At 66.2% G+C, this 16,741-nt stretch carries 17 protein-coding genes; 11 read left to right on the plus strand and 6 right to left on the minus strand.

Annotation, left to right across the window (positions count from 1 at the left end; genetic code table 11):
* Positions 1-27 precede the first annotated feature (27 nt).
* The 9 genes from AB4061_RS11185 (at position 28) to ftsB (ending at position 8,554) form a co-directional block, all read left to right on the plus strand.
* Positions 28-981 carry an alpha-E domain-containing protein gene (locus tag AB4061_RS11185; protein ID WP_441633667.1) on the plus strand — a complete coding sequence of 318 codons (954 nt, stop codon included), beginning with the start codon at positions 28-30 and terminating at the stop codon, positions 979-981.
* Positions 982-1,021: 40 nt separating this feature from the next.
* Positions 1,022-1,846, plus strand: a complete 825-nt coding sequence (locus AB4061_RS11190) for a transglutaminase family protein (RefSeq protein WP_441633669.1) — start codon at positions 1,022-1,024, stop codon at positions 1,844-1,846.
* A 142-nt stretch (positions 1,847-1,988) separates the two neighbouring features.
* Positions 1,989-2,810 carry a peptidase gene (locus AB4061_RS11195; protein ID WP_441633671.1) on the plus strand — a complete coding sequence of 274 codons (822 nt, stop codon included), beginning with the start codon at positions 1,989-1,991 and terminating at the stop codon, positions 2,808-2,810.
* A 21-nt stretch (positions 2,811-2,831) separates the two neighbouring features.
* Positions 2,832-3,668 (plus strand): alpha/beta fold hydrolase, encoded by an 837-nt coding sequence (locus tag AB4061_RS11200; protein ID WP_441633673.1) that lies wholly within the window; start codon positions 2,832-2,834, stop codon positions 3,666-3,668.
* Between the two features lie 135 nt (positions 3,669-3,803).
* Positions 3,804-5,456: a CTP synthase gene (locus AB4061_RS11205; RefSeq protein WP_043344927.1), complete on the plus strand. Its 1,653-nt coding sequence runs from the start codon at positions 3,804-3,806 to the stop codon at positions 5,454-5,456.
* A 29-nt stretch (positions 5,457-5,485) separates the two neighbouring features.
* Positions 5,486-6,358: a 3-deoxy-8-phosphooctulonate synthase gene (gene kdsA, locus AB4061_RS11210; protein WP_441633675.1), complete on the plus strand. Its 873-nt coding sequence runs from the start codon at positions 5,486-5,488 to the stop codon at positions 6,356-6,358.
* 90 nt (positions 6,359-6,448) lie between these two features.
* Positions 6,449-6,739: a DUF1330 domain-containing protein gene (locus AB4061_RS11215; protein ID WP_441633677.1), complete on the plus strand. Its 291-nt coding sequence runs from the start codon at positions 6,449-6,451 to the stop codon at positions 6,737-6,739.
* Between the two features lie 97 nt (positions 6,740-6,836).
* A complete protein-coding gene (gene eno, locus AB4061_RS11220) occupies positions 6,837-8,126 on the plus strand; it encodes a phosphopyruvate hydratase (RefSeq protein ID WP_441633679.1) in 1,290 nt (429 codons plus the stop codon).
* An 89-nt stretch (positions 8,127-8,215) separates the two neighbouring features.
* Positions 8,216-8,554: a cell division protein FtsB gene (gene ftsB / locus AB4061_RS11225; RefSeq protein ID WP_441633681.1), complete on the plus strand. Its 339-nt coding sequence runs from the start codon at positions 8,216-8,218 to the stop codon at positions 8,552-8,554.
* A 170-nt stretch (positions 8,555-8,724) separates the two neighbouring features.
* Here ftsB and AB4061_RS11230 read toward each other — a convergent pair whose 3' ends face one another.
* From AB4061_RS11230 to AB4061_RS11240, 3 genes are all read right to left on the minus strand, one after another.
* On the minus strand, positions 8,725-9,135 hold the full coding sequence (locus AB4061_RS11230; RefSeq protein WP_441633683.1) for a hypothetical protein: 411 nt from the start codon (positions 9,133-9,135) through the stop codon (positions 8,725-8,727).
* A 114-nt stretch (positions 9,136-9,249) separates the two neighbouring features.
* A complete protein-coding gene (gene hslO / locus AB4061_RS11235; protein ID WP_441633685.1) occupies positions 9,250-10,278 on the minus strand; it encodes an Hsp33 family molecular chaperone HslO in 1,029 nt (342 codons plus the stop codon).
* A 47-nt stretch (positions 10,279-10,325) separates the two neighbouring features.
* Entirely contained in the window at positions 10,326-10,850 is a 525-nt protein-coding gene (locus AB4061_RS11240; protein ID WP_441633687.1) for a gamma carbonic anhydrase family protein, read from the minus strand.
* 131 nt (positions 10,851-10,981) lie between these two features.
* Between AB4061_RS11240 and AB4061_RS11245 the strand changes: the two genes are divergently transcribed.
* Complete coding sequence (locus AB4061_RS11245; RefSeq protein WP_441633689.1) at positions 10,982-11,902, plus strand: ferritin-like domain-containing protein; 921 nt, start codon at positions 10,982-10,984, stop codon at positions 11,900-11,902.
* Here the strand turns inward: AB4061_RS11245 and AB4061_RS11250 are convergent.
* Together AB4061_RS11250 and AB4061_RS11255 are read right to left on the minus strand one after the other, a co-directional pair.
* Positions 11,875-12,231, minus strand: coding sequence for a hypothetical protein (locus tag AB4061_RS11250; protein ID WP_174422814.1), 357 nt, complete (start codon positions 12,229-12,231; stop codon positions 11,875-11,877). The two genes, AB4061_RS11245 and AB4061_RS11250, sit on opposite strands and share 28 nt — an antisense overlap.
* Before the next feature lie 558 nt (positions 12,232-12,789).
* Positions 12,790-14,523, minus strand: a complete 1,734-nt coding sequence (locus AB4061_RS11255) for an acyl-CoA synthetase (protein ID WP_441633692.1) — start codon at positions 14,521-14,523, stop codon at positions 12,790-12,792.
* Positions 14,524-14,673: 150 nt separating this feature from the next.
* Here AB4061_RS11255 and AB4061_RS11260 point away from each other — a divergent pair, with 150 nt between their 5' ends.
* Positions 14,674-15,567: an alpha/beta fold hydrolase gene (locus tag AB4061_RS11260; RefSeq protein WP_441633694.1), complete on the plus strand. Its 894-nt coding sequence runs from the start codon at positions 14,674-14,676 to the stop codon at positions 15,565-15,567.
* A 27-nt stretch (positions 15,568-15,594) separates the two neighbouring features.
* Here AB4061_RS11260 and AB4061_RS11265 read toward each other — a convergent pair whose 3' ends face one another.
* Positions 15,595-16,707: an FAD-dependent oxidoreductase gene (locus AB4061_RS11265; protein WP_441633696.1), complete on the minus strand. Its 1,113-nt coding sequence runs from the start codon at positions 16,705-16,707 to the stop codon at positions 15,595-15,597.
* Positions 16,708-16,741: the final 34 nt, after the last annotated feature.

A 16,741-nucleotide genomic window follows, 5' to 3' on the forward strand; every position in this document is an offset into this window, starting at 1 on the left:
GAACAGCGCTGTACGAGGGGACTGACCATGCTTAGCCGCACCGCCGACCATCTGTTCTGGATGGCGCGCTATACCGAACGCGCGGAGAACACCGCGCGCATGCTGGACGTGAACTACCAGACTTCGCTGCTGCCGCAATCCGCGGAAGTGGCAGAGCAAGGCTGGTGGGCCATGCTCGATATCTCCGAGCTGACCACGGTGTTCGATGAGAAGTACGGCCTGCTCACGCGCGACGACGTGATCGACTTCATGGTGCGCGACATGACCAATGTCTCGTCCATCATGAGTTGCCTGCGCGCGGCCCGCGAGAACGCCCGCGCGGTGCGCGGCTCGCTGACCACCGAGGTCTGGGAGACCATCAACACCACCTGGCTCGACGTGCAGCGCATGATCGCCGACGGCGTGCTGCGCGAGGATCCTTCGCAGTTCTTCGAGTGGGTGAAGTTCCGCTCCCACCTGGCCCGCGGCGTGCAGTTTGGCACCATGCTCAAGGACGATGCCTTCCACTTCATGCGGCTGGGCACGTTCCTGGAACGCGCCGACAATACCGCGCGGATTCTGGACGTGAAGTTCCAGGCCAGCACGGTCGACGACAGCGATCCCAATCGAGACGCCAACGATTTCTATCACTGGGCGGCTGTTCTGCGCTCGGTGTCAGGGTTCGAGGTGTACCGCAAGGTGTATCGCACCGTGATCACGCCCGAGCGCGTGGCCGAACTGCTGGTGCTGCGCCCCGACATGCCGCGCTCGCTGGTGTCTAGCATGGACGAGGTGGTGTCGATCCTGGCGCTGGTGGGCAACCACCTTTCTTCGGAGACCGAGCGCCAGGCTGGTAAACTCCACGCCGATCTGAAATATGCGCGCATCGACGACATCTTCGCCGTCGGGCTGCATGCTTACCTGACCAGTTTCCTGGAGCGCATCGGCGACCTCGGCAACGGCATCAGCCGGGATTTCCTCGTGCCGCTGCTCGCTGCCTGACCCATAAAACGTGGGGAGGTTGTGCCGGCCTCGCCACATCATGAAATACAAGATTCACCACAAGACGGTCTACCGTTACGCCGAGCCGGTCCGGCGCAGCGTGCACGAACTGCGGCTCGCGCCGCGCTCGGGTCCGCTGCAGGCCGTGCAGGAATGGCAGTTGTCCGTTCCCGGCAACCTGTCCGAGGCGCGTGACGGCTTCGGCAATATCGTGCACAGCTTCACCGTGGCCGGGCCCGCACATACGCTGGTGATCGAGGCCAGCGGCGTGGTCGATGTGACGCCGCCAGTGGATGCGGATGGGCCGTTTTTCTGCGATGCGCCGCCAGCCGGCGAGGCGCGCGTATCGCCGCTGTATTACCTTGGCGGCACGCCGCTGACCGCCGCCAAGCCGGAGATGGTGCATTTTGCCGCGCCCTACCTGGCGGCGGGGGCGACGGTGCCCGCGTTGCTGGCGCTGGCCGGCGGCATCGCCGGGCGGGTGCGTTACCAGTCAGCTAGCACCGATGTGGACACCCCGGCCAGCGACGCGTTCGCACTGGGCAGCGGGGTTTGCCAGGATCAGGCGCAAGTGATGGTGGCATGCTGCCGGGCCCTGGGCGTTCCGGCACGCTACGTCAGCGGCTATTTCTATGACCCGGCCGCCTCGGAACTGGCCAGCCACGCGTGGGCTGATGTCTGCGTGGATGCCGGCAAGGAGTTGTGGTGCAGCATCGACGTGACCCACGGCTGCCTGAGCGACGCGCGCCATATCCGGCTGGCGGTCGGGCGCGACTATCGCATGGCCGCACCGGTACGGGGGATTCGCGAAGGGGGCAGCGGCGAGCGGCTGGCGGTCGAGATCGCCATTGCGCCGTTGCAGTGATTGAAGTGGTGCGCCGCGCACCAGAAACGGGCGCGCCGCAAGCTTCCGGGCGCACCACCGCGGCGCCAGAATGCGGCCTTGGCCCGGACGGCAGGCCTGGCGATGCGCCAGGCGTGAATGTGCACCATTACAAGACAAGATCATGACGTACTGTGTAGCCATGCGGCTGGATGCCGGGCTGGTGTTCCTTTCCGATTCGCGCACCAATGCCGGTGTCGATGCGATCTCGACCGCCCGCAAGATGACCGTGTTCGAGGAACCGGGCGACCGCGTGATGGTCTTGCTGACCGCGGGCAACCTGGCAATCAGCCAGGCGGTGCGCCAGATACTGGCGGAGGGCCGCGACGAGAAACGCTCGCTGTGGACGGCGCGCGATATGTTCGAGGCGGCCGCCATCGTCGGCGACGCGGTGCGCCAGGTGCACAAGCACGACGCCCATGCGCTGCGCGAGGCCGGCATCGAGTTCAATGTGAGCCTGATCTTCGGCGGCCAGATCCGCGGCGAACGCGTGCGCCTGTTCCATGTGTACGCTGCCGGGAATTTCGTCGAGGCCACACCCGAGAACTGCTATTTTCAGATCGGCGAGGCCAAGTACGGCAAGCCCATCATCGATCGCGTGGTCGAGCCGACGCTGCCGCTGGGCGAGGCCGCCAAGTGTGCGCTGATTTCGATGGACTCCACGTTGAAGTCGAATATCTCGGTGGGCCTGCCGCTGGACCTGCTGGTCTACGAAAGCGATTCGCTGCGTGTGACCCGCTTTGTCAACATTGACGAGAAGAACGCCTACTTCCGCATGATTCGCGATACCTGGGGGCAGCGTTTGCGCCAGGTCTTTGGCGAGATCAATGATCCCGAGTGGGATGCCAACGCGCCGGCCGAGTTTCCGCTGGCGCGCCAGGGCACGGGAGACCGCTGGGGCCAGCCTGTGCGCGCCACGCGCGAACGTGCCGGCACACAGGACTGAGGGCGCGCTGCGAATACGCCGATGCGCGACATTCTGCATTTTTCGCACGCCAACGGCTTTCCGGTCAGTACCTACCGCAAGCTGTTCGGAACGCTGGAAGACGATTTCGAGATCCGCGCCGTGGACCGTTATGGCCACGACCCGAAATTCCCGGTCACGCGCGAGTGGCCGCATCTGGTCGATGAGCTGCTGGCTTCGATCGAGCAGAAGTACCGCGAGCCGGTGTGGCTGGTGGGGCATTCGCTGGGTGGTTTCCTGTCGCTGATGGCCGCGCTGCGCCGCCCGCAGTGGGTGCGCGGTGTGGTGATGCTGGATTCGCCCGTGATTGCCGGGTGGCGCGCCGCCTTGCTCAAGGCCGGTCAGCGCTTCGGCCTGGATGAGCGGCCCAGCCCGGCTGCCGCGACCCGGCGGCGGCGCACGCACTGGCCGGATGCCGAGGCGGTGTGGGCGCATTTCCGCTCCAAGCCGGTATTCGCGTCGTGGGACGAGGAAGTGCTGCGCGACTATGCGATGCATGGCACGGAGCCGACCGGCAACGACGCCGAGCGCCGCCTGCGCTTCGAGCGCGAGATCGAGTACCAGATCTACCGCACGCTGCCCACCAGCCTGGGCGCGCGCGTGGCGCACGGCGCGCCGGTGCCGGTCAGCTTTGTCGCCGGCACGCGTTCGCGCGAAGTGCGGCAATGCGGGCTCGGCGCCACGCGCAAGCTGGTGGGCGAGCGCCTGCGCTTTATCGAGGGCGGGCACCTGTATCCGATGGAGCGCCCCGGGCAGACGGCCGGGCTGATCCGCGATCTGGTCAGGCAAATGCGGGACGGCGCCGCCGCCCCGCGCGCGTCCGTAGCCCCGGCAGGATAGGGCGGCGGCGTGGACACGAGTGCGAAGCGGCGAATGCGTCTCAGTGGCTGCCGGGCAAGGCGACTTGTCGCAAATGCGGCGCTGCAGCAGGCGGCCTCTCATGTATAATCCCGATTTCCCCGGCAAGCTCGGTTTATGACCAAATTCGTCTTCGTCACCGGTGGTGTCGTCTCTTCTCTCGGCAAGGGCATCGCTGCTGCTTCGCTCGCGGCCATTCTCGAGTCGCGCGGCCTCAAAGTCACCCTCCTCAAGCTAGATCCCTACATCAACGTCGATCCCGGCACGATGAGCCCCTTCCAGCACGGCGAAGTGTTCGTCACGGAAGACGGTGCGGAAACCGACCTCGATCTTGGCCACTATGAGCGCTTCGTCTCGGCCAAGATGCGCAAGTCGAACAACTTCACCACGGGCCAGATCTACGAATCGGTGATCCGCAAGGAACGCCGGGGCGAGTACCTCGGCAAGACGGTGCAGGTGATCCCGCACATCACCAACGAAATCCAGGCCTTCATCGAGCGCGGCGCGGCTGCGTCGCACGGTGGCAAGGCGGACGTTGCGCTGGTGGAGATCGGCGGCACGGTGGGTGACATCGAGTCGCTTCCCTTCCTGGAAGCCGCGCGCCAGATGAGCCTGCGCATGGGCCGCAACCACGCTGCCTTCGTGCACCTGACGCTGGTGCCGTTCATTGCCAGCGCCGGCGAGCTCAAGACCAAGCCGACCCAGCACTCGGTGCAGAAGCTGCGTGAAATCGGCATCTCGCCGACCGCGCTGCTGTGCCGCGCCGACCGCCCGATTCCGGACGAGGAGCGCGCCAAGATTTCGCTGTTCTCCAATATCCCGCAAGAAGCCGTGATCTCGGTGTGGGACGTGGACAGCATCTACAAGATCCCGCAGATGCTCAACGAGCAAGGCCTTGACCGCCTGATCTGCGAGGAGCTGCGTATCGATCCGAAACCGGCCGATCTCTCCATGTGGCAGCGCCTGGTCAATGCCCAGGAAAACCCGCAGCACGAGGTCACCATCGGCATGGTGGGCAAGTATGTCGACCTGACCGAGTCCTACAAGTCGCTGATCGAAGCGCTGCGCCACGCCGGCATGCACACCGCCACCCGCGTGAACATCGAGTACATCGATTCGGAAGAACTCGAATCAGGCCACCTCGAAGTGCTCAAGCCGCTGGACGCCATCCTGGTCCCGGGCGGCTTCGGCAAGCGCGGCACGGAAGGCAAGATCCGCGCGATCCAGTACGCTCGCGAGAACAAGGTGCCGTACCTGGGCATCTGCCTGGGCATGCAGCTGGCCGTGATCGAGTTCGCGCGCCACGTGGCGGCGATGGCCGACGCCAACTCGACCGAGTTCAACCTGGAAACCGAACATCCGGTGGTCGCGCTGATCACCGAGTGGGTGGATCGCGAAGGCAAGGTCGAGCAGCGCTCCGCCGAGTCCGACCTGGGCGGCACCATGCGCCTTGGCGCGCAACGCGTGCCGGTCAAGGCCGGGACCAAGGCCAGCCAGATCTATGGCCCGGAAGTCAACGAGCGCCATCGCCACCGCTACGAAGTCAACAATCACTACGTGCCGACGCTGGAAAAGGCGGGCATGGTGATCTCGGCCCGTACGCCGACCGAAGACCTGCCCGAGATGATGGAGCTGCCGGAAAGCCTGCACCCGTGGTTCGTGGGCGTGCAGTTCCACCCGGAATTCACCTCCACCCCGCGCGATGGCCATCCGCTGTTCAAGGCCTACGTGGAAGCGGCGCTGGCCAGCCAGCAGAAGAAGGCGGGCTGAGCCCCGGCACCGCAAGCAGGAGATTAGCGATGAAACTCTGTGGATTTGACGTCGGCCTGGACCGCCCCTTCTTCCTGATCGCCGGCCCGTGCGTGATCGAGTCCGAGCAGATGGCGCTGGATACGGCCGGCGAGCTCAAGGCGATCACCAGCGAACTTGGCATCCCCTTTATCTACAAGTCCTCGTTCGACAAGGCCAACCGCTCGTCGGGCCGGACCTTCCGCGGGCTGGGCATGGAGAAGGGTCTCGAGATCCTCGCCACCGTCAAGCGCGAGATCGGTGTGCCGGTGCTGACCGACATCCACGAGATCGACGAGGTCAAGCCGGTGGCGGCCGTGGTCGACGTGCTGCAGACGCCGGCCTTCCTGTGCCGGCAGACCGACTTCATCCGTGCCTGCGCGCAGAGCGGCCGCCCCGTCAATATCAAGAAGGGGCAGTTCCTCGCGCCGCACGACATGACGAACGTCATCGACAAGGCGCGCGATGCCGCGCGCGAGGCCGGGCTGCCGGAAGACAGCTTCATGGCCTGCGAACGCGGCGTCTCCTTCGGCTACAACAACCTGGTCTCGGACATGCGCTCGCTGGCGATCATGCGCGAGACCAGCGCGCCGGTGGTGTTCGACGCCACCCACTCGGTGCAACTGCCGGGCGGCCAGGGCACCAGCTCGGGCGGCCAGCGCGAGTTCGTGCCGGTGCTGGCCCGCGCCGCCGTGGCCGTAGGCGTGGCGGGCCTGTTCATGGAAACCCATCCGGATCCAAGCAAGGCCATGTCGGACGGCCCCAACGCCGTGCCGCTGTCGCGCATGAAGGAACTGCTGTCGGTGCTCAAGGACCTGGACACCCTGGTCAAGCGCGCCGGATTCCTGGAAGACAATTTCGGCTGGCCGGCGGCTTGCGCCTGAGCTTGCCGTGCCACCGCGGTCATGGCCGTCATCAGGCGGCCATGATCAGCCAAGTAGAATCAACATCATAAGAACACACGGAGATACGCCATGGCCAGCGGCTATATCATTGCCCACGTCGATGTCACCGATCCCCAGCAGTATGAAGAGTACAAAGTGCTCTCCAGCCATGCCATGAAGGTGCATGGTGCCGAGGTACTGGTGCGCGGCGGCAAGACCGAGAGGCTCGAGGGCGACTGGGCCCCGACGCGCGTGGTCGTGCTGAAGTTTCCCAGCTATGACGCGGCAAAGTCGTTCCACGACAGCGCGGAATACCGCGCCGCGCGCAAGTCGCGCGAGCATGCCGCGCGCATGAACATGATCGTGGTGGAAGGCGCTTGAGCGTCAGCCAGCTCAGTCAGCTGTAGCCAGCGGTAGTCCAGGGCATGACGCCCGTGTAGTAAGAAGTCATCAAGCATCAACAGTCCAAGAGGAATCCATGAGTGCAATCGTAGATATCATCGGTCGCGAAGTTCTCGACTCGCGCGGTAACCCGACGGTCGAGTGCGACGTCCTGCTCGAATCCGGCGTGATGGGCCGCGCGGCAGTGCCGTCGGGCGCATCCACCGGCTCGCGCGAAGCCATCGAGCTGCGTGACGGCGACAAGTCGCGCTACCTCGGCAAGGGCGTGCTGAAGGCGGTCGAGCATATCAATACCGAAATCTCCGAAGCCATCATGGGCCTGGACGCTTCCGAGCAAGCCTTCCTGGACCGCACCCTGATCGACCTCGACGGCACCGACAACAAGGCCCGCCTTGGCGCCAACGCCAYGCTGGCCGTGTCGATGGCCGTGGCCMGAGCCGCTGCCGARGAAGCCGGCCTGCCGCTGTACCGCTACTTCGGYGGCTCGGGCGCGATGCAGATGCCGGTGCCGATGATGAACATCGTCAACGGTGGCGCGCACGCCAACAACAGCCTGGACATCCAGGAATTCATGATCATGCCGGTGTCGCAAACGAGCTTCCGTGAAGCCCTGCGTTGCGGCGCTGAAGTGTTCCACGCACTGAAGAAGATCCTGTCCGACAAGGGTATGTCCACGGCGGTTGGTGACGAGGGCGGCTTTGCCCCCAACTTCGCTTCCAACGAAGAGTGCCTGAACACCATCCTGCTGGCCATCGAGAAGGCTGGCTACCGTGCCGGCGAAGACGTGCTGCTGGCGCTGGACTGCGCGGCGACCGAGTTCTATCACGAAGCCGAAGGCCAGTACCACCTGGATGGCGAAGGCCTGAAGCTGACCTCGACCCAGTTCGCCGACTACCTGGCCAACCTGTGCGACAAGTTCCCGATCGTGTCGATCGAGGACGGCATGGGCGAAGGCGACTGGGACGGCTGGAAGGTGCTGACCGACAAGCTGGGCAAGCGCGTGCAGCTGGTGGGCGACGACCTGTTCGTCACCAACACCAAGATCCTGAAGGAAGGCATTGAAAAGGGCATCGGCAACTCGATCCTGATCAAGATCAACCAGATCGGCACCCTGACCGAAACCTTCGCCGCCATCGAAATGGCCAAGCGCGCCGGCTACACGGCCGTGATCTCGCACCGTTCGGGCGAGACCGAGGACAGCACCATCGCCGATATCGCGGTGGGCACCAACGCCGGCCAGATCAAGACCGGCTCGCTGTCGCGTTCGGACCGTATCTCGAAGTACAACCAGCTGCTGCGCATCGAGGAAGATCTCGGTGATATCGCCAGCTACCCCGGCAAGAGCGCGTTCTACAATCTGCGCTAAGCGCGTGCCATGCGCCGGCCGCGCACAATGCCGCGGCCGGCGCATGACGCATGACGCAACTCCCTTTTTTCGCTTAAGCGCCAGAATCCATGCGCCTGATCTCGTTGCTGTTGTTCGTGCTGTTGCTCGCCATCCAGTATCCGCTATGGCTGGGCAAGGGCGGCTGGCTGCGTGTGTGGGAGATGGACAAGCAGGTGCAGGAGCAGAGCGCGCACAACCAGGCGCTCAAGCTGCGCAATGCCAAGCTGGAAGGGGAAGTGAAGGACCTGCAGGATGGCACCGGCGCCATTGAAGAGCGTGCCCGCTATGAGCTGGGCATGGTCAGGGATGGCGAGGTGTTCGTGCAGTTCGTGGCACCGGCCCCCAAGGTCAGCGCCACGCCTCCGCTGCCGCCTCCGGCGAACTCCCCGGCATTCAATCGCCACTAAGCGCCCACACTAAGCGCCCACACTAAGCGCCCGCTAGCGCCCACTAAGCGCCACTGGCTGGCGTCTTTCCCGATTTCTGTCTCGTCGCGTCTGGCGCCGTCGCCCTGCAACGGCATGGATGCGGCACGCTCGCGTCCTTGGTCGTTTGCTGCGCCAGCCTCGCCGGCGGCTTACCACCAGTACGGGTAGCCACCGTAGCCCCAGCCCCGGTATCCCGGGCTGCCGAAGCCGACTCCGCCACCCCAGTGCCCGCCGCCCCAGCCGCCGTAATACAGGTTCCAGCTAGGCGAGGGATAGGCATAGTAGGTTGCCGCCCGCGCCATGGCTTCCGCCTGTTGCTGGCGGGCAATCGCGGCATCCTGTTCGCGCAGTACCTGGCGGTTCAGTTCGCCGATCTTCTGGATGTCTTCCGCGGTGACGGGAGGCGGCGGCACGCCGTTGGGCGCCAGGCGGGCAGTCGGCGGCGAGCCGTTGAGGTCGCGCGGCAACTGGGCGCAGCCACCACAGGCCAGCACGGCGCCAAGCAGCATCGCGCTGATCGTGGCGGGCGGGTGAGAGGACAAAGCGGACAAGGCGGACATGATGACTCCCTGACTCTGGTGGGGCGCTGACGCTTGGACCCGGGCGCGGGGCAGAAAGGTTCCTGCCGTCGCGCGTCGCATCATGGCTCGCATCGGCGTCCCGCGCGCTGCCGCTCAGTGTTGCTGGTCCGCACCTTCGCCGGCGCCGGTAGCCACGGGGACCGGCGTGAACAGCTGCGCGCAATCGACCGGGTCGAAGTAGTATTGCTGGCCGCAGAAATCGCATTGGATTTCCACCTCGCCGCGTTCCACCAGGATGTCTTCAATCTCCACGCGGCCCAGGTTCTGCAGCATGCCCGCCACCTTGGCGCGCGAGCACGAGCACTGGAAGTGCGGGGTCAGCGGCTCGAACACACGCAGGCCGGTGGCTTCCAGGTCTTCCCAGAACAGGCGGCGCAGCAGGGTGTCCGGCGTTTCGGCCAGCAGTTCGGCGTCCTTCAGCGTGGCGCCGAGCTGGCAGGCACGGTCCCAGGTGTCGAGGTCCTGCGCGCGGGCGGTGTCCGCCAGCGGCGCGCCGGTTTCGCCGACTTGCGCGGGCTCACGCTCGGCGTGGCCTTCCAGCGTGCCACCGTAGGAGGGCAGCTTTTGCAGCAGCATGCCTGCGGCGACCTTGTCGTCGGCGGCCAGCCATAGCCGCGTGTCGAGCTGCTCGGACGTCTGCATATAGTGCTCGAGCACGGCGGTCATGGATGTCATCGGGCCATGCTTATCGGCCAGCGGCACGATGCTTTGGTACGGCTGCTGCCCGGGCAGCTTGTCCTGCGGGTCCAGCGTGATGGCGAAGCGGCCGTGGCCGCTGACGTTGACGAGATCCGCCAACGTGGCGTCGTCGGCCAGCGTCACGCCTTCGGCCAGCTTGGCCGTGGCTCGCATCGACAGGTCGGACAAGCACTCCACCACCAGCATGCGCACCGGGCCATCGCCGTGCACTTGCATCACCAGCGCGCCGTTGAACTTCAGGTTGGCCGAAAGCAGGGCGGCGGCCGACATCATTTCACCCAGCAGCCGGCGCACCGGCATGGGGTAATGGTTGCGGCGCAGCACTTCTTGCCAGGTGGCCTGCATGCGTACCAGCTCGCCGCGCACGGGGGCCGCGTCGAACAGGAATTTCTGCAGGGTGTCAGGGGTGGTGGTGTCAGTCACGATGATCCGTCGGTAAATCGGAGCCGCTGGCGCGGCGCCTTGGTCGCTTAGTCGATGCGCTTGAGTTGTGTCTTGTACATGGCCTGGCGAGTGGCGTAGGTCTCGGCGTTGCGATACAGGTTGGCCACGTCCTGCTCGGTGAGCTCGCGCACCACCTTGGCCGGCGCGCCGAGGATCAGCGAGCGGTCCGGGAACACCTTGCCTTCAGTGACCACGGCGCCGGCGCCGACAAGGCACTCCTTGCCGATCACGGCACGGTTCAGGATCACCGCCTGGATGCCGATCAGCGAGCCTTCGCCCACGGTGCAGCCGTGCAGCATGGCCTGGTGGCCGATCGAGACCTTGTCGCCGATGGTCAGCGGGCAGCCGGGGTCGGTGTGGAGCACGGTGCCTTCCTGCACATTGCTGGACTCGCCAACCACGATCGGCTCGTTGTCGCCTCGGATCACCACGCCTGGCCATACGCTGGCATGTGCCTTGAGCGTCACGTTGCCGATGATGGTGGCCTCCGGCGCCACGTAGGCATCCGGATCGATGGTGGGGGCAACGTCGCCGAGCTGGTAAAGCGCCATGGGGTCTCCTGCACAAGTTCGTATGGGTATATGGGGTTTGCCGCCGGGCTTTAAAGGGTCGCGGGCGGGCTCGCTGGCACAGGGTGCCACCTGCCGGGCCCTACAATGGCGGCAAACCGGATTTTACGCTTATGCCAGCAAACCTACCCGATGCCGTCACTCCATGCGCCCCTGACCCCGCTCGCGGTGCCGCGCCTGGCGCTTTATCCGGCCTGGCGGCGCCGTCCTTGCGCCGCCAGGCGCTTGCCATCCTGTGCCTGAGCGACGCGCACGAGAAGGCCGCGGCCACGCGCCGGATGCGGCTGGCGGCCGAGGCCATGGCGCCGGAGGCCCTGGGCATCGGCGAGGCGATCGCGGCCGAACTGCCGCTGCCCGGCCGGCCGCCACGGCCCGAACTGGTGGCGCCGCAGCGGGTGGAGCGGCGGCGGTCCATCCATACGCCCGCCGGCCGCGCGGCGCTGATCCATGCGCTCGCACATATCGAGTTCAACGCGATCAACCTGGCGCTGGATGCCATCTGGCGATTCGACGCGATGCCGGTAGCCTTCTACCTGGACTGGCTGCGCGTGGCCGACGAGGAGGCGCTGCATTTCAGCCTGCTCGCGCAGCACCTGGCCACGCTGGATGCGCGCTACGGCGATTTTCCGGCGCACAACAGCCTGTGGGAGATGGCGGACAAGACTGCCGGCGATGTGCTGGCGCGCATGGCGCTGGTGCCGCGCACGCTGGAGGCGCGCGGGCTGGATGCCTCGCCACCGGTGCGCGCCAAGCTCGCGGCCGCGGGCGATCATGAGGCCGCCGCCATCATCGACATCATCCTGCGCGACGAGGTGGGTCACGTAGCCATCGGCAACCGCTGGTACCGCTGGCTATGCGCCTCCCGTGGCCTGGACCCCGTCGCCACCTACGCCGAGCTGGCCGCGCGGTACCAGGCGCCGCGCCTGCGGCCGCCCTTCAACCTGGCGGCGCGCCGCGCGGCGGGTTTCGACGAGGATGAGCTGGCGTGGCTCGAGGGACAGGCCGCTCAGTTGTATTCCGTCACCACGACATAGCCCTGCTTGTTGCCGCCACCAGGGCCTGCCGAGAATTGCACGGGCACGACAAAGGCGCGCGCGGTCGCCAGCTGGACGGCCCGGCCAGGCAGCAGCGGCAGGGAGGCAGACTCCGCGGAATGGGTGCCGTTTGCCGGGCAACTGACCGAGGCGGTCCCGCTCGTGCTGATTTGCGTATTGCAGGGGGGCGCGACGATGGCCCCCCGGAAGTAGATCACGCCATCCGCGGCCCACGCGGATACCGAAAGCAAAGCACTCGCCAGGGCCAACGGCAGCCGGAGCGCGAAGCGGTGGGAGGCGGCGCGGCCGGTGCTTGCAAACGTGCTCATCGTGATCTCCTGTTCGTCATTAACTTGAAGCACATTGGGAAATTTCTGCGTGCTCTTTGGGAACTTTATTTCCCAAGATTGGGAAAAACAATCAAGATAATCCGAGTTTCCCCAATCCTTTTTTTTGCACTACTCTGTTAGGTCAGGTTGCGGAATGCGCCGCTATCCAGCGTGTTGATGCCGCTGAGGGGTATAGGAATTACCCTTATTAAAAGGGCGAAAATGGAATGGTTCCGATTGGCATTTATACGAATAATCTTATAAATTTCTCGGAAAAAAATGAGCTGGCATGGATGCCCCCTCCTGCGACTGGAACGTGTGGTCTGATCTGCCGAATGGGATGCGCCATAGCGATGCGCTCCGCATGTCCTTGCTAACGTCAGATTCGGCGAAAACTTGACTGCAGGGAGGGCGACGCATATCGATGCGCGCGATCGGTTGTCCGTGGCGCGGCAGGTTGTGCCGGCCGGACGCTGTGAGGCGGGGCTTTGGAGGGCGGGTTTGAGCGCCAGGGACAGGGGCGGGTGCGAGCCTTGCGGCCGCACCCGCCTGCCAGTGCTACGGGTGCGCTGGCGTGGCGCGCCGGGCTTCGATCTCGCGCAGCACGCGCCRCTGGATCTTGCCGGTGGTGGTCATCGGCAACTGCGCGATGAATTCGATGATCTTGGGATATTCGTACGGCGCAAGCTGGCCGCGCACATACTGCTGCAGCTCGGCGACCAGCGCGGCGTCGGCCTGCGCCGAACGCACGATCGATGGCACCAGCACGACGAACGCCTTGACCACCGCGCCGCGCTCCGGGTCCGGCGAGGGCACCACCGCGCAGTTCGACACGGCGGGATGCTTGAGCAGGCAGTTCTCGATCTCGCTCGGGCCAATGCGGTAGCCGGAGGATTTGAAGACATCGTCGGCGCGCCCCTGGTACCACAAGTAGCCGTCTTCGTCGATGCGCGCCAGGTCGCCCGTGCGGCACCAGCGCAGGCCGTCGCGCTCCAGGTACTTGCCGGCGGTGGCGTCCTCGTTGCGCCAGTAGCCCAGGAAGAACACGGGGTCGGGATGGCCATGGACGTCGGTGCTGCACACGGCCACCTCGCCGTCCTCGCCCGCCGCGCAGGGCCTGCCTTCGTCGTCGACCACGGCGATGCGATGGCCGGGGTAGGGCCTGCCCATCGAACCCGGGCGCGCTGGCCACCCTAGCTGGCCATCGTTGTTCTGCGCGGTGCAGTTACCCACGATGTAGTTGATCTCGGTCTGGCCGAACATCTCGTTGACGACCACGCCGAGCGCGTCGCGGCACCAGGCGAACACGGTTTCCCCCACGGCTTCGCCCGCGCTCATCAGCGCGCGCAGGTGCAGCTGGTAATGCGCGCGCGGCGCGGGGCAGGTTTTCATCATCTGCTTGAGCGCGGTGGGAAACAGGAAGGTATTGGTGACACGATAGCGCGCCATCAGCTCGAAGGCGGTTTGGGCGGAGAACCTGCCCTGATAGCCCACGATGGTCTTGCCGAAATACAGCGTAGGCATCAATGCATCCCACAGCCCGCCGGTCCAGGCCCAGTCCGCCGGGCTCCAGAACACGTCACCTGGCTGGGGAAACCAGTTTTGCGAACAGACGAAGCCGGTGAGGTTGCCTATCAGCGCGCGGTGCGGGATCAGGGCGCCCTTGGGCGGGCCGGTGGTGCCGCTGGTGTAGATCAGCACCGCCGCCTCGTCGGCCTTGGTCTCGACCGCGGTGAACGCCGGCAGCTCGGCGGCCAGCAGCGCATCCCAATCGTGCTCCGCGCGGCCCACGGCGGCACCGGCGCCGATCACCGTGGCCAGCGCCGGGCACTCCGCGCGCGCGGCCAGCACGTTGTCGATGGAGGATTCGTCGGCAATCGCCACGCACGCCTCGCTGTGCTGGAGGCGGTACGCCAGGGCTTCCGGGCCGAACAGCATCGATAACGGCATGGCGATGGCGCCGAGCTGGTAGATCGCCATATGCGCAATCACCGTCTCGATGCGCTGTGGCATGACGATGCCCACGCGGTCGCCCCGCGCCACACCCAGCGTGCGCAGCGCCCGGGAGAGGCGATCGGCCTCGGCCTGGATGAAGGCGTAGCTATAGCTGGCGCGGCGCCCGTCCTCGTGCTCGGTGTGGACCGCGATGCGATCCATCGTGGCGGGGTCGCGCGCCCAGCGCCCGCAGCACGCGTCGGCCAGGTTGAAAAACTCGGGCACATGCCAGTGGAATTGCGTGTACAGCGCGGGATAGTCGTCGCGCCGGCTTGCTGGCAGGGCGGGTGCGGCCATGCTGGGTCTCCTGGGTTGCGTTCGGGATGAGGGCCGGGCCGGCTTGCCGCTATAATCCGCAAACGAACGATCGTTCTATTTTTAGGCTTCCCCGTTGCCGCGGGTGAAAGCGTCCGCCACGATCAGGGAAAAGGCACCCGGGGAGACACCATGGCAATAAGAGAAACCTCGCGCTCGGAATTTATCACGTTGCGCGGCCTCAACATGCACGTGCGCCACTGGGGCGAGCCCGGCGCGCCCACCCTGTTCCTGCTGCATGGCTGGATGGACGTGGCCGCCTCGTTCCAGTTCATGGTGGACGCGCTGGAACGCGATTGGCATGTGATCGCCCCGGACTGGCGCGGCTTTGGCCAGACCGACTGGCCCACGCGCTATCCCGGCACGGAGTCCTACTGGTTTCCCGACTACGTCGCCGATCTCGAGGCGGTGCTCGACCACTTCCAGCCGGACGTGCCGGTGAACCTGGTGGGGCACAGCATGGGCGCCAACGTGGCCTGCTTCTATGCCGGCATCCGCCCCGAGCGAGTGCGCCGCGTGGTCGACCTGGAGGGGTTTGGCATGACAGGCACGCGCGCCGAGCAAGCGCCCGGGCGCTATGCGCGCTGGCTCGACGAGTTGCGCGAGCGCCAGCCATTGCGCGCCTATGACAGCGTGGAGGCGGTGGCGGCACGGCTGCAGAAGACCAATCCGCGCCTGCCCGATGACCGCGCCGCCTTCCTGGCCGAGCACTGGTCAGCGCGCAATGCGCAAGGCCGCTGGGAGATCCTTGGCGATGCCGCGCACAAGATGGTCAATCCGGTGCTGTACCGGCTCGACGAGGTGATGGCGATCTGGGCGCAGGCCACCGCGCCGGTGTTGCACGTGGAGGCGCGCAATTCGCAGACCCTCAGCCACATCGCCAAGGGCCAGCCGCTGGCGGAGTTCAAGCAGCGCTTCCAGGCGTTTCGCGATTTCCGCGAAGCCATTGTCGATGACGCAGGCCATATGCTGCATCACGACCAGCCGCGGGTGGTTGCCGGGTTGATCGAGTCTTTCTGCGCCTGACGCTGGGGGCCGTGCAGGCTGCCGCGTTCAGGCGTGCGTGAGCTTTTCCTTGAGCGTGGCGTTGTTGCTGGTGTGCACATGGACCAGCGCCTTTTCCGGGAAGGCATAGTGATAGGCGCGCCGCAGGGCCAGCGCAGCCTCGTGGAAGCCAGACAGGATGAGCTTTTGCTTGTTGGGGTAGAACGCGATGTCGCCCGCGGCGAAGATGCCGCGGCGGGATGTTTCGTAGGTGGTGGTATCCACCGTGATGCGCCCTGCGCGCATGTCGAGGTCCCACTGGGCGATCGGGCCGGGCTCGGAGACGAGGCCGTACAGCGCTACGAGTTCGTCGGCAGGCAGGCTGATCGTGTCTTCCCGGGTACGAATGTCGACCCCGGCCAGCGAGCCGCCCTCGGTCTTGAGCGCGCCCAGCATGCCCACCACGAAATCCATCTCGCCGGCGGCCACGGCCGCGCGCATTTCGGCCACCGCACCGTCGGCCGCGCGAAAGCCTTCCCGGCGGTGCAGCAGCGTAACGCGCGCGGCGGTCTTGCGCAGCGCCAGCGCCCAGTCCAGGGCGGAATCTCCGCCGCCGGCCACCACCACCCGCTTGCCAGCGAAGCGCGCGGTGTCGCGCACTGCGTAATGCAGGTGGCGGTCTTCCAGCGCGGCGGCTTCGGGCAGCGCCACGCGTTGCGGGGCGAACGCGCCGGCGCCGGCGCAGATCAGCACCGCAGCCACGTCGAAGCGCTTGCCGGTGTCGGTTGTGACCAGCAGGCGGTGCGGGTGCTCATGGCCGGCTGTAGCGTGCGGTTCCGGCGGGATCTCGGCCAGGCCGTTGGCCCGCTCGTTGAAATGCATGGGAAAGGCGAACGGCGCGCATTGCTCGAGCAGGCGGTCGACCAGGTCCTGCGCCAGGCAGCCCGGCACCGCGGGGATGTCGTAGATCGGCTTTTCCGGGTAGAGCTCGGTGCACTGTCCGCCGGCGCGGTCCAGCACGTCGACGAGCTCGCACTTCAGCCCCAGCACGCCCGCCTGGAAGGCGGCAAACAGGCCGACCGGGCCGGCGCCGACGATCAGCACATCGGTGCGGATCACGTCGGCCGGGACGGTCGGGGAGCGGGAATCGGGCGTGGCGCAAGCAGGGGTTTGGGTCGGCATGGCATGGCGGGCGGCGCGCGTGGCGGCGCCCGGC

Source organism: Cupriavidus sp. YAF13, from assembly GCF_052113425.1.
In the GTDB taxonomy this organism is placed as follows: domain Bacteria; phylum Pseudomonadota; class Gammaproteobacteria; order Burkholderiales; family Burkholderiaceae; genus Cupriavidus.